The organism is Polaribacter sp. KT25b, from assembly GCF_900105145.1.
Classification (GTDB): Bacteria; Bacteroidota; Bacteroidia; order Flavobacteriales; family Flavobacteriaceae; genus Polaribacter.
The window spans coordinates 1,014,547-1,033,618 of sequence record NZ_LT629752.1; the positions used below are offsets into that span (position 1 = coordinate 1,014,547).

Below are 19,072 nucleotides of genomic sequence, written 5' to 3' on the forward strand. Positions count from 1 at the left end.
AAACAAAGATAAATTATTATTAATGATTTCTGATATTTTTATAATTTCATTTTCTACATAAAAAAAGAGGAACCATTTCTGGTTCCTCTTTTTTTATCTATAATTTAAGATTTTTACTATCTAAAAATAATTTTAGAAGTTCCGTAATCAGTTTGTTTACTATTCACTTTTAAGAATAAAACACCTGGTTTCACTTTTAGATTAAAGTCGATTTCATTTTTACCAGTAGTTAATTGAACATCGCTAACAAAGATTTCTTTACCAGTAACATCGAATAAAGTTACAGTTGCTTGCGTGTCTACCTCACTAAATAAAAGCACATTTACATTTCCTTTAGAAGGATTTGGATATGCCATAAAGTTGTTTTCAAAAGTTTCAATTTTAGCAATCGTTTGTTCTTCAACGGCAGTTTTAGTAAACTTCACATCCGAAATAAATAAATCTAATTCTTTTGTATTTGCTTCAACAGGTAAGAACGTAAACGTGATGGTTGTTAAATCATCCGCAGTTATTTTAGCAGTTGTACCTGTAGAAGAAAAGTATTCAAAAGGAACATAATAGGTTTGCTCTTCTTCTGATAAATCTACCATGATTCTGTATTGCTCTTTCCAGTTTTCAACAGAAGATTTAATTAAACCTAATTCCATTAACCCAGAACCTTTAGCTGTAAAAGATAAGTATTTGTACTCTGAATAATCTGCAGATATAGTACCTGGTAATAATGATTTGTACACTGTTAAGTAATCATACTCACTGGTTGCTTTGACTTCTACATTTCTATTGATTGAATACTCATCATCTTCGTATGTTCTATCAAAATTGTTCCAAACAAAGTAATTTAAGATTTCTGTATAGTTCTTGTCGTAATCTAATCCCCAGTTTCCATCAGCATGATAAAACGCATCTTCTACTTCATTCTCTACTTCAATAAGACCTTCATATTCATACCCATCAGCAATATCTAATCTTAAAGCTTGCTGAATTTCAGTATCTAACGTATTGTATCTGTGTTTGATGTTATTTGCAGTTTCAGAATATAATTCTACCATAGAAATATCTGCAGTATTACCAACTTCAGTACTTCTTAAGTTTACTATTAATTCTCCTTTGTCTCTATAAATTTTAGAAGCATAGGTTTCAGGAACTTTCTGAACTTCTGTTTGATTCATCGGAATAAAAGATTGTAAATTTTCTAAAATATCCTTAACCATTTTTTGAGTATCAGCAGGCTTTGTAGACCATACTTGAAAGTTATACACATCATTAAACTTGGTATAGTTGTTTACATACCAGTTCGTTTGAATTGTGTAATTGGTATCGTTATTATTTTTAGCAACAGCGAAAGAAATAGCATATTCAACAATATCATTTCTTTGTTTGATACCTTGCATTAAGAAATTATAACCTTCTAATTGCACTTTTTGAATGTTTAAAATTTCTGCACCACGAAGTCTATCACAAGACGCTTTTGTGTGATTGTAAATTTTATCAGAAGTTTTAATTCCTAATACAACACCTTTCGTTTCTCCGTTTATAGAGAAGTCAACAGATAATATTTCATCAGCAACTGTGTAATCTAAAATGTCAGTAGGAGAGGTAACGTTTGCTACATTTCCAGCTATTAATTCAGTTGGGAACATATCTAACATTGTTTGACCTTTACCTTGGTAAGGTTGCGCTGATTTCATCTTAGATTTGTTGTATAAATTCTCATTTGACTTCACAAATTCAGTTGGCATAGAGTTTTTCTTTCTACCAACATAAATTTTAGAAATTGCATCACCTAAAGATTCAGATTCAACACCACCGCTATTTCCACCAGAAGTTCCACCAGATGGAGCTACATAAGCAAAATCTTGATCTAAATTATTTTCTCCTGATGCTAAAGTTAAAGAACTTGTATTTGGTGTACCAACACCATCTGCATCAAATGTTGGAATTAAATCTGCTAATGCTTTACCTGGAGGTAATCCACCAGTTACAGTACTTATATCAACAGTTACTGTATAATTTCCTGCTGGTAAATTGGTAAATAAATAGTTCCCGTTTACATCTGTGGTAGTTGTTAAATCATCACTAGGATTTCCTGGTGTACCTGGATCTAAAGTTACCGTTGCGCCTTCTAATCTATATTCACCTGGATCTCTAATTCCATCACCATCTGTATCATACCAAACTTGGTCTCCAATACTACCTAAAAGAAGTGAAGGTGTTACAGTAAAAGTAACATCATCTGTTGTTGCAGAACAACCACTCGTACCAGCAATTGTATATCTAATTGTTACATCAGTATTTACATTGATGTCATCTGGAGTATAAATATTTCCATTGATTGTTCCATCACCAGAAACGATTGCCCAAGTTCCTCCATTAGGAGAACTAGTTAAAGTTTTAGTTTCATCTTCTGTTATAGAAGTAGTAGTTGTTGTGTTATCCGCAGTAATACATACAACTGTTAAAGTAAGTATTTGATCCGCTGCACAATTTATACCTTCTATTAATACTGATTGATCTCCATCAGCACCGTCATAAGTGATTCCGTTTACTGGCCACAAATACGTTTCATTTGAATTAATTGTCACATCTGTATCAATTGGAGTTGGTTCAGGAGAAACAGTAATATTTAAAATTTGATCTGCTGCACAATTCGCGCCTTCTACAAAAACGGTTTGCGTTCCAGCCGATCCGTTATACGTTACACTGTTAAATGCCCAAACATAGTCTTCATCAGAACAAATAGTCACATCTGTTACGATAGGAGTTGGTTCAGGAGAAACTGTAATATTTAAAGTTTGATCCGCTGCACAATTCGCGCCTTCAACAAAAACAGTTTGCGTTCCTGCCGATCCGTTATACGTTACACTATTGAAAGCCCACGTATAATCTTCATCAGAACAAATAGTCACATCTGTTACGATTGGAGTTGGTTCAGGAGTAACCGTAATATTTAAAGTTTGATCCGCTGCACAATTTACTCCTTCTACAAAAACAGTTTGCGTTCCTGCAGATCCGTTATAGGTTACACTGTTAAATGCCCAAACATAGTCTTCATCAGAACAAATAGTCACATCTGTTACGATAGGAGTTGGTTCAGGAGAAACTGTAATATTTAAAGTTTGATCCGCTGCACAATTCGCGCCTTCAACAAACACAGTTTGCGTTCCTGCCGATCCGTTATACGTTACACTATTGAAAGCCCACGTATAATCTTCATCAGAACAAATAGTCACATCTGTTACGATTGGAGTTGGTTCAGGAGTAACCGTAATATTTAAAGTTTGATCCGCTGCACAATTTACTCCTTCTACAAAAACAGTTTGCGTTCCTGCAGATCCGTTATAGGTTACACTATTAAATGCCCAAACATAGTCTTCATCTGAACAAATTGTTACATCTGTTACGATTGGAGTTGGTTCAGGAGAAACAGTAATATTTAAAGTTTGATCTGCTGCACAATTCACGCCTTCTACAAACACAGTTTGCGTTCCTGCAGATCCGTTATACGTTACACTATTGAAAGCCCACGTATAGTCTTCATCCGAACAAATAGTCACATCTGTTACGATTGGAGTTGGTTCAGGAGTAACCGTAATATTTAAAGTTTGATCCGCTGCACAATTCGCGCCTTCCACAAACACAGTTTGCGTTCCTGCAGATCCGTTATACGTTACACTATTAAATGCCCAAACATAGTCTTCATCCGAACAAATGGTTACATCTGTTACGATAGGAGTTGGTTCAGGAGAAACTGTAATATTTAAAGTTTGATCCGCTGCACAATTCGCGCCTTCCACAAACACAGTTTGCGTTCCTGCCGATCCGTTATACGTTACACTATTGAAAGCCCACGTATAATCTTCATCAGAACAAATAGTCACATCTGTTACGATTGGAGTTGGTTCAGGAGTAACCGTAATATTTAAAGTTTGATCCGCTGCACAATTTACTCCTTCTACAAAAACAGTTTGCGTTCCTGCCGATCCGTTATAGGTTACACTATTAAATGCCCAAACATAGTCTTCATCTGAACAAATTGTTACATCTGTTACGATTGGAGTTGGTTCAGGAGAAACAGTAATATTTAAAGTTTGATCTGCTGCACAATTCACGCCTTCTACAAACACAGTTTGCGTTCCTGCAGATCCGTTATACGTTACACTATTGAAAGCCCACGTATAGTCTTCATCCGAACAAATAGTCACATCTGTTACGATTGGAGTTGGTTCAGGAGTAACCGTAATATTTAAAGTTTGATCCGCTGCACAATTCGCGCCTTCCACAAACACAGTTTGCGTTCCTGCAGATCCGTTATACGTTACACTATTAAATGCCCAAACATAGTCTTCATCCGAACAAATGGTTACATCTGTTACGATAGGAGTTGGTTCAGGAGAAACTGTAATATTTAAAGTTTGATCCGCTGCACAATTCGCGCCTTCCACAAACACAGTTTGCGTTCCTGCCGATCCGTTATACGTAACACTGTTAAATGCCCAAACATAGTCTTCATCCGAACAAATTGTCACATCTGTAACAATTGGAGTTGGCTCAGGATTTACTGTAATATTTAAAATTTGATCCGCTGCACAATTCACGCCTTCCACAAAGACAGTTTGCGTTCCTGCAGATCCGTTATACGTTACACTATTAAATGCCCAAACATAGTCTTCATCCGAACAAATGGTTACATCTGTTACGATAGGAGTTGGTTCAGGAGAAACTGTAATATTTAAAGTTTGATCCGCTGCACAATTTACACCTTCCACAAAGACAGTTTGCGTTCCTGCCGATCCGTTATACGTAACACTGTTAAATGCCCAAACATAGTCTTCATCCGAACAAATGGTCACATCTGTAACAATTGGAGTTGGCTCAGGATTTACTGTAATATTTAAAATTTGATCCGCTGCACAATTCACGCCTTCCACAAATACAGTTTGTGTTCCTGCAGATCCGTTATACGTTACACTATTGAAAGCCCACGTATAATCTTCATCAGAACAAATAGTCACATCTGTTACGATTGGAGTTGGTTCAGGAGAAACAGTAATATTTAAAGTTTGATCTGCTGCACAATTCACGCCTTCCACAAAGACAGTTTGTGTTCCTGCAGATCCGTTATAAGTAATGCTATTAAAAGCCCATGTATACTCTTCATCCGAACAAATTGTTACATCTGTTACGATTGGAGTTGGTTCAGGAGAAACAGTAATATTTAAAGTTTGATCTGCTGCACAATTCACGCCTTCCACAAAGACAGTTTGTGTTCCTGCAGATCCGTTATAAGTGATGCTGTTAAAAGCCCATGTATAGTCTTCATCCGAACAAATAGTCACATCTGTTACGATAGGAGTTGGTTCAGGAGAAACTGTAATATTTAAAGTTTGATCCGCTGCACAATTCACGCCTTCCACAAACACAGTTTGTGTTCCTGCAGATCCGTTATACGTTACACTGTTAAATGCCCAAACATAGTCTTCATCAGAACAAATAGTCACATCTGTTACAACAGGAGTTGGTTCAGGAGAAACTGTAATATTTAAAGTTTGATCCGCTGCACAATTCACGCCTTCCACAAACACAGTTTGTGTTCCTGCAGATCCGTTATACGTTACACTATTAAATGCCCAAACATACTCTTCATCCGAACAAATAGTCACATCTGTTACGATTGGAGTTGGTTCAGGAGTAACCGTAATATTTAAAGTTTGATCCGCTGCACAATTTACTCCTTCCACAAACACAGTTTGCGTTCCTGCCGATCCGTTATACGTTACACTATTAAATGCCCACGTATAATCTTCATCAGAACAAATGGTGACATCTGTTACGATAGGAGTTGGTTCAGGAGAAACTGTAATATTTAAAGTTTGATCCGCTGCACAATTTGCGCCTTCCACAAACACAGTTTGCGTTCCAGCCGATCCGTTATAAGTTACACTATTAAAAGCCCATGTATAGTCTTCATCCGAACAAATAGTCACATCTGTTACGATAGGAGTTGGTTCAGGAGTAACCGTAATATTTAAAGTTTGATCCGCTGCACAATTCGCGCCTTCCACAAAAACGGTTTGCGTTCCAGCCGATCCGTTATACGTTACACTATTGAAAGCCCACGTATAATCTTCATCAGAACAAATAGTCACATCTGTTACGATTGGAGTTGGTTCAGGAGAAACTGTAATATTTAAAGTTTGATCCGCTGCACAATTTGCGCCTTCCACAAACACAGTTTGCGTTCCTGCAGATCCGTTATAAGTTACACTATTAAAAGCCCATGTATAGTCTTCATCAGAACAAATAGTCACATCTGTTACGATTGGAGTTGGTTCAGGAGTAACCGTAATATTTAAAGTTTGATCTGCTGCACAATTCACGCCTTCCACAAACACAGTTTGCGTTCCTGCAGATCCGTTATACGTTTCACTATTGAAAGCCCACGTATAATCTTCATCAGAACAAATAGTCACATCTGTTACGATTGGAGTTGGTTCAGGAGTAACCGTAATATTTAAAGTTTGATCCGCTACACAATTCGCGCCTTCTACAAAAACGGTTTGCGTTCCAGCCGATCCGTTATACGTTACACTGTTAAATGCCCAAACATACTCTTCATCCGAACAAATAGTCACATCTGTTACAACTGGAGTTGGCTCAGGATTTACTGTAATATTTAAAGTTTGATCCGCAGCACAATTCGCGCCTTCTACAAAAACAGTTTGCGTTCCTGCCGATCCGTTATACGTTACACTATTAAATGCCCAAACATAGTCTTCATCTGAACAAATGGTTATATCTGTTACGATAGGAGTTGGTTCAGGAGAAACTGTAATATTTAAAGTTTGATCCGCTGCACAGGTTGCTGCACCATTTCCGTCTACTGATGAGTCTCCCTCTACTGTTATAGTTGTATTTCCTGCTGATCCATTGTAAGTAACACCATTTACTGACCACTGATATGTTTCATCAGAACAAATTGTTACATTCGTTATTACTGGCGCTGGTTTAGAAGTTTGATTTAATAAAACTTCTGGTTGTTTATGAGAATTAGTAGGAACTAACCAAAATACATTTGCAGGACTTAAAGTTCCGTTAAGAACCCAAGTTTTTATATTATTAGCATTGTAAGTACTTCCATTACTTGCAGTCCATGAATAGCTAGTGCTTACATTTGTATTATTTGTCCATTTCCAAATTGTTGCCTGAATGGATTTGTAAAAATTAGACATTTCGTTTGAGGGCAAAGTGTTAGGAGCATAATTTGGATGTGTTAATATTGAAACTGTACGTTGTACTAGTTCCCTTATTTCTGCATGTGTATAATTTGAATTATTAAAACTTATATCTGGATCTGGTGTTAATGTTGTATTATATACGTTACCTGTATTTGGTGCATCTTTAGTTATATCCATACAGAATGATGGAACACCACTATTATTTAAAGTAGATCTAGAAATACCCCAACCACTATCTTCAGTTATTGTTAGTGATGTTTCAGGGTAACATACATCTGCACTAGTTGTAGAAGATTTACTTTGATTACTTTTATAAGAAATTTTTTCTTTTGACTTAGCACTGCTATATCCATTTGCAGTAATATAACTTTGTTTATCATCCAATATAGTTGATTTAACAGAGGCAAAGGATACTTTGGTTGTAGGTTTTGTGTTGTTCCACAAATAACCAGATTTTTGCTTTTCTAAGTTTTTCCAGTTAGATTGATAACTGTCGTAAAAGTTAGTTGAAGATGTAATTTTCTCAGTAGAAAGTGCATTTTCATTTTCAAAGTTATCCAAGAAAATGTTTCCATAACTAAGTGGAACTAGTGATATAAAAAATATCACTAAAAATAAGGTAGTTTTGTTAGCGTAACTCATGATTTAATAAGGGTATTTGACATGCAAAGGTGAAAGAAAAGTTGGTAAAATTAACACGTTGAAAATTAAATTATTAGGGGAGTTACTGTTGTTTTCAACGTTGTTATTTTGTCATTTTCAATCTCCAATTTATAATTTTATGTTAAAATTAAATAATTAATTATTTTTTTTCTAATATGATTCGATAACAGATGAGTTTCTTTCGATGAACGATAAATAAGGTTTAGTTTTTTTTAAAAAACTTAATTTATTGACCAACAAAATTCTAACTCAATTATTGAATTAAATTTAATATTTAATAAATTTGGGGATTGTATTGCGAATTGTAATTAAACTACATTTTAAAAAGGTAGTTTCAAAATTTATGCGAAAATAACTGTTTTTTACTTATTAACTATAATTTATGTTAATTTTTTTTTGGTACATTATTAATAGGTCAAATTACAATTGATAAAAATGAAGAATAATCTATTTTTATATTTTCATTTCTACATAAAAAAAGAGGAACCATTTCTGGTTCCTCTTTTTTTATCTATAATTTAAGATTGTTACTATCTAAAAATAATTTTAGAAGTTCCGTAATCAGTTTGTTTACTATTCACTTTTAAGAATAAAACACCTGGTTTCACTTTTAGATTAAAGTCGATTTCATTTTTACCAGTAGTTAATTGAACATCACTAACAAAGATTTCTTTACCAGTAACATCGAATAAAGTTACAGTTGCTTGCGTGTCTACCTCACTAAATAAAAGCACATTTACATTTCCTTTAGAAGGATTTGGATATGCCATAAAGTTGTTTTCAAAGGTTTCAGTTTTAGCAATCGTTTGTTCTTCAACCGCAGTTTTAGTAAACTTCACATCCGAAATAAATAAATCTAATTCTTTTGTATTTGCTTCAACAGGTAAGAACGTAAACGTGATGGTTGTTAAATCATCCGCAGTTATTTTAGCAGTTGTACCTGTAGAAGAAAAGTATTCGAAAGGAATATAATAGGTTTGCTCTTCTTCTGATAAATCTACCATGATTCTGTATTGCTCTTTCCAGTTTTCAACAGAAGATTTAATTAAACCTAATTCCATTAACCCAGAACCTTTAGCAGTAAAAGATAAGTATTTGTACTCTGAATAATCTGCAGATATAGTACCTGGTAATAATGATTTGTACACTGTTAAGTAATCATACTCACTGGTTGCTTTGACTTCTACATTTCTATTGATTGAATACTCATCATCTTCGTATGTTCTATCAAAATTGTTCCAAACAAAGTAATTTAAGATTTCTGTATAGTTCTTGTCGTAATCTAATCCCCAGTTTCCATCAGCATGATAAAACGCATCTTCTACTTCATTCTCTACTTCAATAAGACCTTCATATTCATACCCATCAGCAATATCTAATCTTAAAGCTTGCTGAATTTCAGTATCTAACGTATTGTATCTGTGTTTGATGTTATTTGCAGTTTCAGAATATAATTCTACCATAGAAATATCTGCAGTATTACCAACTTCAGTACTTCTTAAGTTTACTACTAATTCTCCTTTGTCTCTATAAATTTTAGAAGCATATGTTTCAGGAACTTTCTGAATTTCTGTTTGATTCATCGGAATAAAAGATTGTAAATTTTCTAAAATATCCGTTACCATTTTTTGAGTATCAGCAGGCTTTGTAGACCATACTTGAAAGTTATACACATCATTAAACTTGGTATAGTTGTTTACATACCAGTTTGTTTGAATTGTGTAATTGGTATCGTTATTATTTTTAGCAACAGCGAAAGAAATTGCATATTCAACAACTCCATTTCTTTGCTTGATTCCTTGCATTAAGAAATTATAACCTTCTAATTGTACTTTTTGAATGTTTAAAATTTCTGCACCACGAAGTCTATCACAAGACGCTTTTGTGTGATTGTAAATTTTATCAGAAGTTTTAATTCCTAATACCACACCTTTCGTTTCTCCGTTTAAAGAGAAGTCAACAGATAATACTTCATCAGCAACTGTGTAATCTAAAATATCAGTAGGAGAGGTAACGTTTGCAATATTACCAGCTGTTAATTCAGTTGGGAACATGTCTAACATTGTTTGACCTTTACCTTGATAAGGTTGCGCAGCTTTCATCTTCGTTTTGTTGTACAAATTCTCATTTGATTTCACAAATTCAGTTGGCATAGAATTTTTCTTTCTACCAACATAAATTTTAGAAATTGCATCTCCTAAAGATTCAGATTCAACACCACCACTATTTCCACCAGAAGTTCCACCAGATGGAGCTACATAAGCAAAATCTTGATCTAAATTATTTTCACCTGAAGCTAAAGTTAAAGAACTTGTATTAGGAGTTCCAACACCATCTGCATCAAAAGTTGGAATTAAATCTGCAATTGTTTTTCCTGATGGTAAGGCTGAAGTAACAGTACTTATATCAACAGTTACTGTATAATTTCCTGCTGGTAAATTATTAAATAAATAATTTCCGTTTGCATCAGTAATTGTTGTAATATCATCTGTAGGATTACCAGGAGTTCCCGGATCTAAAGTTACCGTTGCACCTTCTAAACCATTTTCACTAGCATCTTTAATTCCATCTCCATCAGTATCATACCAAACTTGGTCTCCAATACTACCTACAAGAATTGTAGGAGTAACAGTAAAAGTAACATCGCTAGAAGTTGCAGCACAAGACCCATCCGCAACAATTGTATATTTAATTGTAACATCAGTATTTGAATTGATGTTTGCAGGTGTATAAACATTTCCATTGATTGTTCCGCCACCAGAAACTATTGACCAAGTTCCTCCTGTAGGATTTCCTGATAAGGTTTTTGTTTCTCCTTCAGTAATGTCTGCTGTTGAAGTTGTATTATCAGCAACTATTGAACAAACAGGAGTTACAGTAAAAGTAACATCGCTAGAAGTTGCAGCACAAGATCCATCTGCAGCAATTGTGTATTTAATTGTAACATCAGTATTTGAGTTGATGTTTGCAGGAGTATAAACATTTCCATTGATTGATCCACCACCAGAAACGATAGACCAAGTTCCTCCCGTAGGATTTCCTGATAAAGTTTTGGTTTGGTTTTCTGTGATTGAAGTCGTTGAAGTTGTGTTATCAGCAACTATTGAACAAACTGGAGTTACTGTAAAAGTTACATCCGAAGTTGTAGCAGCACAAGACCCATCCGCAGCAATTGTATATTTAATTGTTACATCAGTATTTGAGTTGATGTTAGCAGGCGTATAAATATTTCCATTAATTGAACCTCCACCAGAAACGATAGACCAAGTTCCTCCTGTAGGATTTCCTGATAAAGTTTTCGTCTCGTTTTCTGTGATTGAAGTAGTTGATGTTGTATTATCAGCAACTATTGAACAAACAGGAGTAACAGTAAAAGTAACATCGCTAGAAGTAGCAGCACAAGACCCATCCGCAGCAATTGTATATTTAATTGTAACATCAGTATTTGAGTTGATGTTTGCAGGTGTATAAACATTTCCATTTAAAGTTCCACCACCAGAAACGATAGACCAAGTTCCTCCCGTAGGATTTCCTGATAAAGTTTTGGTTTGGTCTTCTGTGATTGAAGCAGTTGAAGTAGTATTATCAGCAACTATTGAACAAACAGGAGTAACAGTAAAAGTAACATCGCTAGAAGTCGCAGCACAAGACCCATCTGCAGCAATTGTATATTTAATTGTAACATCAGTATTTGAGTTGATGTTTGCAGGCGTATAAATATTTCCGTTGATTGTTCCACCACCAGAAACGATAGACCAAGTTCCTCCCGTAGGATTTCCTGATAAGGTTTTTGTTTCTCCTTCTGTAATGTCTGCTGTTGAAGTTGTGTTATCAGCAACTATTGAACAAACAGGAGTAACAGTAAAAGTAACATCGCTAGAAGTCGCAGCACAAGATCCATCTGCAGCAATTGTATATTTAATTGTAACATCAGTATTTGAGTTGATGTTTGCAGGTGTGTAAACATTTCCGTTTAAACTTCCACCACCAGAAACGATAGACCAAGTTCCTCCCGTAGGATTTCCTGATAAAGTTTTAGTTTGACCTTCAGTTATTGAAGCCGTTGAAGTTGTGTTATCAGCAACTATTGAACAAACAGGAGTTACAGTAAAAGTAACATCGCTAGAAGTTGCAGCACAAGACCCATCCGCAGCAATTGTATATTTAATTGTAACATCAGTATTTGAGTTGATGTTAGCAGGCGTATAAATATTTCCATTTAAAGTTCCACCACCAGAAACGATAGACCAAGTTCCTCCTGTAGGATTTCCTGATAAAGTTTTAGTTTGGTCTTCTGTAATGTCTGCTGTAGAAGTTGTGTTATCGGCAACTATATTACAAACCGGAGTTACAGTAAAAGTAACATCGCTAGAAGTTGCAGCACAAGAACCATCCGCAGCAATTGTATATTTAATTGTAACATCAGTATTTGAGTTGATGTTTGCAGGTGTATAAACATTTCCGTTAATAGTTCCACCACCAGAAACGATTGACCAAGTTCCTCCTGTAGGATTTCCTGATAAAGTTTTTGTTTCTCCTTCAGTAATGTCTGCTGTTGAAGTTGTGTTATCAGCAACTATTGAACAAACCGGAGTAACAGTAAAAGTAACATCGCTAGAAGTTGCAGCACAAGAACCATCCGCAGCAATTGTATATTTAATTGTAACATCAGTATTTGTGTTGATATTTGCAGGCGTATAAATATTTCCGTTGATTGTTCCGCCACCAGAAACGATAGACCAAGTTCCTCCCGTAGGATTTCCTGATAAAGTTTTGGTTTGGTTTTCTGTGATTGAAGTCGTTGAAGTTGTGTTATCAGCAGTAGAACATACTACAGGTGCTGTTAAGGTAGTGTCAAATAAAGCATAATGCATTTGTCCACCTGCATGTATTATTGATTTTCCAATAACTTGTCCTTCAATATTAGATTGATTTACACTTTTATCAATATCAGCAAAAGGAGCAAAAACTGTTCCTTCAACTGTAGAATTTCCATTTATATTTAATTGTGTAGTGTTGTAGAAATTATAAAATATATAAGGTGCGTTCTGAAATCCAACACCAGCTTGATTCCAAACATCCCAATTAAAAGTACCAGCAGCATCAACATTTATAACTAAAACTTTTGATGCACTTGGTTGGTTGTTATAAGTAAAAACATCAACATTGTTTAAATCTGTACCCGTTATATTTAAATAATTGATTCCATTTTGTAAATTAATTTTTACTTGATTTGGAAGATTTGTATTTGAAATAGTTTGTCCGTTAGGATTTGTTAATTGCGCATTATTTGTATTCTGAGAAATACCTGTAGAAGAAGCTCTCATTGTTTGAAATGCTGATGCAAAATCAATTAAACTACCTTCTATAACAGGATTATTGGTAGCACTTACACCTAAGTTTTGTGCATTTGTTTGAAGTTGAATTTTTGAAGAAGAATTATAATTATTCCCATCAGTAATTCTAATGTTTGAATAAGCTCCGTTTTGATCTTGGTACCAAACTGTAGAACCTGTACCATCTCCTATCTTTACATAACGGTTAGAATTAACACTAATATTTCCACTACTGCTAGAATTATAATCTATTTTCCCCCCAACTAAAAGACCTATTAAAGTACCATTGGTTGAAAAAGTTCCAACATTATGAATGTTCACGTTATAATTTCCTTTAATTGTCAAATCACCTCCTATAGCAACTCCTCCTTCGGATTCATTTGTTTTTAAAGTAGCGTTGTTTTCAACAAAAACATTGAAACCTTGAGCGGGAGATGTTGGGCTTTGTGAGAATACTGTATTTGCAAACAGCAATACCGCGGTTAATAAAAAAGTAATTTTACGCATCATAGTTATTAATTTAATGATTAATTTATATACCCAATCTATTACAAAAATATTCTCATTTCTGTAATAGTTGTTTTTCTTTCGTTAGAAAGCAATTTTATTTAGATGAAACAAGCTTTAGACTTGTTAAACCTATTGTATATTTTAAATAATTTGGGGATATTACTAAGCTTAGAACTGACGCTTATTTTAATAAACGGTGGCAAATGTACTTGTTTTTTATTAAAAAGAAAATATTTTAAGACTTAAAAAATACTTATATTTTATTAAATATTTTTAAACATAAAAAGCGGAACTATTTTAGGTTCCACTTTTTGATATAAATTATCTAAATATAATTTTAGAAGTTCCGTAATTGGTTTGTTTGCTGTTTACTTTTAAGAACAACATTCCTGGTTTTACCTTTACGTTAAAAGAAATTTCGTTTTTACCATTTAATAATTCAACAGGAGCAGTGTAGATTTCTTTACCAGTAACATCATATAAAGAAACTGTTGCATTTGTATCAACTTTACTATATAGTAACACATTTACATTTCCTTGAGAAGGATTAGGATATGCCATAAAGTTATTCTCAAAAGTTTCAATTTTAGCAATCGTTTGTTCTTCAACCGCAGTTTTAGTGAATTTTACATCAGAAATTGTTAAATCTAATTCTTTTGTATTTGCTTCTACAGGTAAAAACGTAAAGGTAAGCGTTGTTAAATCGTCTGCTGTAATATTTTCTGATGTTCCTATAGATGTAAATGCATCAAAAGGCACATAATAGGTTTGCTCTTCTTCTGATAAATCTACCATAATTCTGTATTGAGCTTTCCAGTTTTCAATAGAAGATTTTACCAAACCTAACTCCATTAAACCAGATCCTTTTGCAGTAAAAGAAAGATATTTATAAGCTGTATAATCTGCAGGAATATTTCCAGGTAATAATGATTTATAGATTCCTAAATAATCATATTCACTAACTGCTTTAATTTTAATGTTTCTGTTGATTGCAAGTTCGTCATCATTATATTCTCTATCAAAATCATTAGAAACAAAGTACTCTGTAATTTCTGTGTATTTAGAATCAAAATCTAAACCCCAGTTACCATCTGCATGATAAAAAGCATCTTGAATTTCGCCATCCACTTTAACAAGGCCATCATATTCATAACCATCAGCAATATCAATTTTTAAAATTTGTTCAGTTTCTGAGTTTACTGGGTTATATCTATGTTTTAAATTGTTGGCAGTTTCAGAATAGATTTCCTCCATTGTAATTTCTATGTTTTGTGCTTTTTTGATACTTCTTAATGTAATTAATAAATTAGATTTTTCTCTGTCAATTTTAGCAGCATAGGTTTTAGGAACTTTTTGAGTTTCTGTTTGAATAACCGGAATGTAAGATTTTAAGTTCGCTAAAATATCAGTTACTAATTTTTGAGTATCTGTAGGGTTTGTAGACCAAACTTGAAAGTTATATACATCATTAAATTTTGTGTAGTTATTTACATACCAATTTGTTTGAATGGTATAATTTGTGTCGTTATTATTTTTTGCAGTAGCAAATGAAATTGCATATTCAATAACTCCATTTCTTTGTTTGATGCCTTGCATTAAAAAGTTGTATCCGTCTAATTTTACAGCTTGAACACTTAGTATTTCTGCACCTTTTAAACGGTCGCAAGAAGCTTTTGTGTGGTTGTACACTTTATCTGAAGTTTTAACACCTAAAACTACACCTTTCGTATTTCCGTCAATAGAGAAATCTACAGAAAGAACTTCATCAGCTATTGTGTAATCTAAAATATCGGTTGGAGAAGTAACATGAGAAACATTACCTGCAATTAATTCTGTAGGAAACATATCTAAAATTGTTTGTCCTTTACCTTGATACGGTTGTGCGCTTTTTAATTTTGTTTTATTATAAATAATGTCATCAGATTTTACAAAAATTGTAGGCTCACTTTTCTTTTTTCTGTTTACATATCTTTTTGTAACAGCATCTCCTAGGCTTTCACTTTCTAAACCGCCACTATTTCCTGTAGTAACTTCGTTAGAACTAATTGTTATAGCAATTGTTGACATGCTAGAACATCCGTTTTTAATTGCGGTTACTGTTACATTATAAGTTCCTGCTTGTGTAAAAGTAAAACTAACTGTTGCTTGATCTTGAAATAAATTAGAACCTTCGCTAGCTAATTCCCAATAGAATTCAGAAAATTCTGTACTATTGGTTAAAGTTAATTCTTTGGTAACAGAACCGTTTGATGAATTTTTAGTAGTTTCTGTAATAATAGGATCTGTATTAGCTAAAACCTCTATTTGTTTTGTAGTTGTATTAGAACCAGAAGTATTTGTAGCTGTTAGTATTACAGTATAAGTACCAGAATTAACATAGGTTTTTGTAGGATTCATTTCTGTTGATGTTGATCCGTCTCCAAAATTCCAAATATAAGTTATAGGATTTGTTGGTTGTATAGTTCCGCCAGTGTTAGAGTTATTTGTAAATTGATATTCATTGCCAACTAAACATTGAGGATCTACATTTAAAGAAAAATCTGCAGTAGGAGCAACGCTAGAAGTTGTACAGCTTTTTATTGTTGGAATAAATTTTACACAATGAATAACTCCACCATCATGATTAAAAGATTTTCCAATAACTTGTCCGTAAATATCTGCTTTATTAACTGTTTTATTGATATCAGCAAGTGGCGAAAAAAGAGTTCCTTTTATTTCATTAGCGCCTAAAATATTTAATTCTGTAGTATTATAGAAGTTATATAATATATAATAACTTTCATTTAATCCAATATTTAATTGATTCCAAACATCCCAATTAAAAGTACCAGATGCATCAACATTAATGATTAAATATTGAGTTGCACTTGGTGGTTGATTAAAAGTAAAAGTAGTTACATTGTTTAAATCAGAGCCATTTATGTTTAAATAGTTAGCGCCATTTTGTAGGTTAATTTTTACTGTTGATGGTAGGTTTGTGTTGTTTATAGGTTGGTTGCTGTTATCTGTTAAAGTAATGTTGCTAGAACAATTAGACATGCTAGTAGAAGAGCTTTTCATAGTTTCAAAAGCACTAGTAAAATCTATTAAATTACTCTCAAAAATAGGATTATTGCTAGAAGATACATTTAAAGCAGTAGAATTTGTAGAAAGCTGAATTCTTGAAGATGAATTATAATTAGCATCTGGTGTAATTCTAATATTAGCAGGAGCGTTTAACTCATCAAAATACCAAGAAGCATTCCCGTTTGTATTTCCTATTTTAGTATAATAAGAAGGATCAACGACTGTTAAAATTCCATTAGGGTTTGTAGTTCCTGTTGGGCAAGTTCCAGTTACTGTTTTTGTAACTTCAAAATTATCTAATAAGTTTCCGTAAGAAAGATTGTTGTTCGGTTTGCTAGATATTGCTTGAAATACAAAGTAAGCTTTGTTGTCTCCTGCTGGCACTGTATAAGTTCCAGTATATTGTTTCCAAGCATTTTTGCCAGTTTTCATTACAGCTTTTGTAGTTGCAGATGCTACAGTGCTACCAATTTTAACATCAGCTACATCTACGCCATCTCTTCCTCTGTGCCAAACAGACCAAGTTAAAACAGAGCCTGGTTCTGCACATATAACTTGATATAAAGCAGCTCTTTGTGTTGCATTTATTTCAGCATGAAATCCACCATTTTGAGAAGCTTTTCCTAAAAATCCTGATTTCCAGATTTCTATTTTTTCATCAGTAGACGTTGTTCTCCAGCCATCAACATTATTTTGATCAAATTGTTTCCAAGTAGTAACGGTATTGTTGCTTTCAAAACTTCCGTTGTGTATTATTGTAGGATCTCCGCAATCGCAATCTTCATCGGTTGTGTTTATTGTAGTATTAAGTGGGTAATTTACATTTCCGTTTACTAAAAGTCCTATTTTTGTTGTGGTTGATGAGCCATTAGTAGTAAAATCACCACAAGTATCAGAACCAATTCTGTAATCACCTTTAATAGTTAAATTTTCTCCAACTGCAACAGTTCCTTTAGTTTCATCAGTTTTTACAGTTAAATCCTTTTGAACAAATACATTAAATCCTTGAGTAGGAGATATTGGGCTGTAAGGAACATCACAAATAGAAGATACTATATTGTTATTTAAACTGCTACCAATTGTTTGACCAACTGTTGATGCAACTAATGGAACACCATTAGCATCTACGCCACCAGTTAATTGATTGTTGTTAGTTGTAACAGTAAAGTTGCTTCCGCCTTCTAAAGCATCAGGACATCCATCATTATCAGAATCTGTATCTAAATGATTTGGAATATTATCATTATCTGTATCTAAAACAAAAGGGTAGCTACATAAATCATTTATTAATCTTATTTTTTGACTATTTCTTTGTCCTCCTGTAGAAGCAGTAAACCCAAAATGAACTTTAGATTCGTTGTTAAAAATATTAGAAACTAAATCGTCTGTGTAATTTGCGATTACATTTCCATTAAAAGAGTAACTTAATGTTTTAGAACTTGCATCCCAACTGAAATCTATAGGATACCAATTTCCATCTTCAATATTCCCTAAATCAGTCATTGTTGTAAGTCCGGCCCAAGTACTTGTTTTTTTTATTTGAGTGTGGTCGTTAGTTATGTCGTCTTGGTTTTGGTAAGTGTCAAATTCTATCGAAATTCCGTTTTTAATATGCCAAGCTCCAATTCCTTGACCAGTAATTCCAACAGTATTTATGCCATCAGGATCATTATGAAAAACAATTGCGATTCCGTCTGCGCCAATATCTTTTGTACCTAAATTAATTTCGATTGAAAAATTAAAATCATAATTGAAGTCAATTTTTCCATAAGACATTGCAGATCCTGCTTGAGTTTGTAAATCTGGAGTAAGTTCAATTTCATTAGAATTCATAAATGAAGCGGTACCTGCGATAGAAAATAAGCTGCTTAAACTAGATGTAGCATTTAAGTTATTCTCATCACAATCTAAAATACCATCATTATCATCATCTAAATCACAAATATCAGAAATGCCATCGTTGTCTGAATCTAGATTACCAGAAGCTACAGCATCGCAAGGGTCAATTACTGTAGTTGATGTAGGTAAAACTTTGTTGTCATTTTTAACAGCATTATTTGTGTTGTTTGCAATTGCTATTTGTGCAAATAATAAGGTAAATACAGTAATTAAAATGGTTTTGAATGTTTTCATAACTGGTAATTTAAATGATCATTAAACTGATCTATACCGTAAAATTAAGATTATGATATTGACTTTTTAGCTCATCTTAGGTAAATGGCTTTTTTCTTTCGATGAAAGGTTGCTTGTTGTGCTTTAAGC

Annotated in this window: 3 protein-coding genes; all 3 read right to left on the reverse strand. The window is 33.5% G+C overall.

Annotated elements, in window-relative coordinates; translation table 11 throughout:
* Window positions 1-116 precede the first annotated feature (116 nt).
* Window positions 117-7,796: an SdrD B-like domain-containing protein gene (locus tag BLT70_RS04250; protein ID WP_172824386.1), complete on the reverse strand. Its 7,680-nt coding sequence runs from the start codon at window positions 7,794-7,796 to the stop codon at window positions 117-119.
* Window positions 7,797-8,428: 632 nt separating this feature from the next.
* A complete protein-coding gene (locus tag BLT70_RS04255) occupies window positions 8,429-13,744 on the reverse strand; it encodes a collagen-binding domain-containing protein (RefSeq protein ID WP_091892001.1) in 5,316 nt (1,771 codons plus the stop codon).
* Window positions 13,745-14,065: 321 nt separating this feature from the next.
* Window positions 14,066-18,943 (reverse strand): collagen-binding domain-containing protein, encoded by a 4,878-nt coding sequence (locus tag BLT70_RS04260; RefSeq protein ID WP_091892003.1) that lies wholly within the window; start codon window positions 18,941-18,943, stop codon window positions 14,066-14,068.
* Window positions 18,944-19,072: the final 129 nt, after the last annotated feature.

Excerpts from the sequence above, each read along its gene's own strand:
- BLT70_RS04255 (WP_091892001.1), bottom strand. The coding sequence starts at position 13,744 with ATGATGCGTAAAATTACTTTTTTATTAACCGCGGTATTGCTGTTTGCA.
- BLT70_RS04260 (WP_091892003.1), bottom strand. The coding sequence starts at position 18,943 with ATGAAAACATTCAAAACCATTTTAATTACTGTATTTACCTTATTATTT.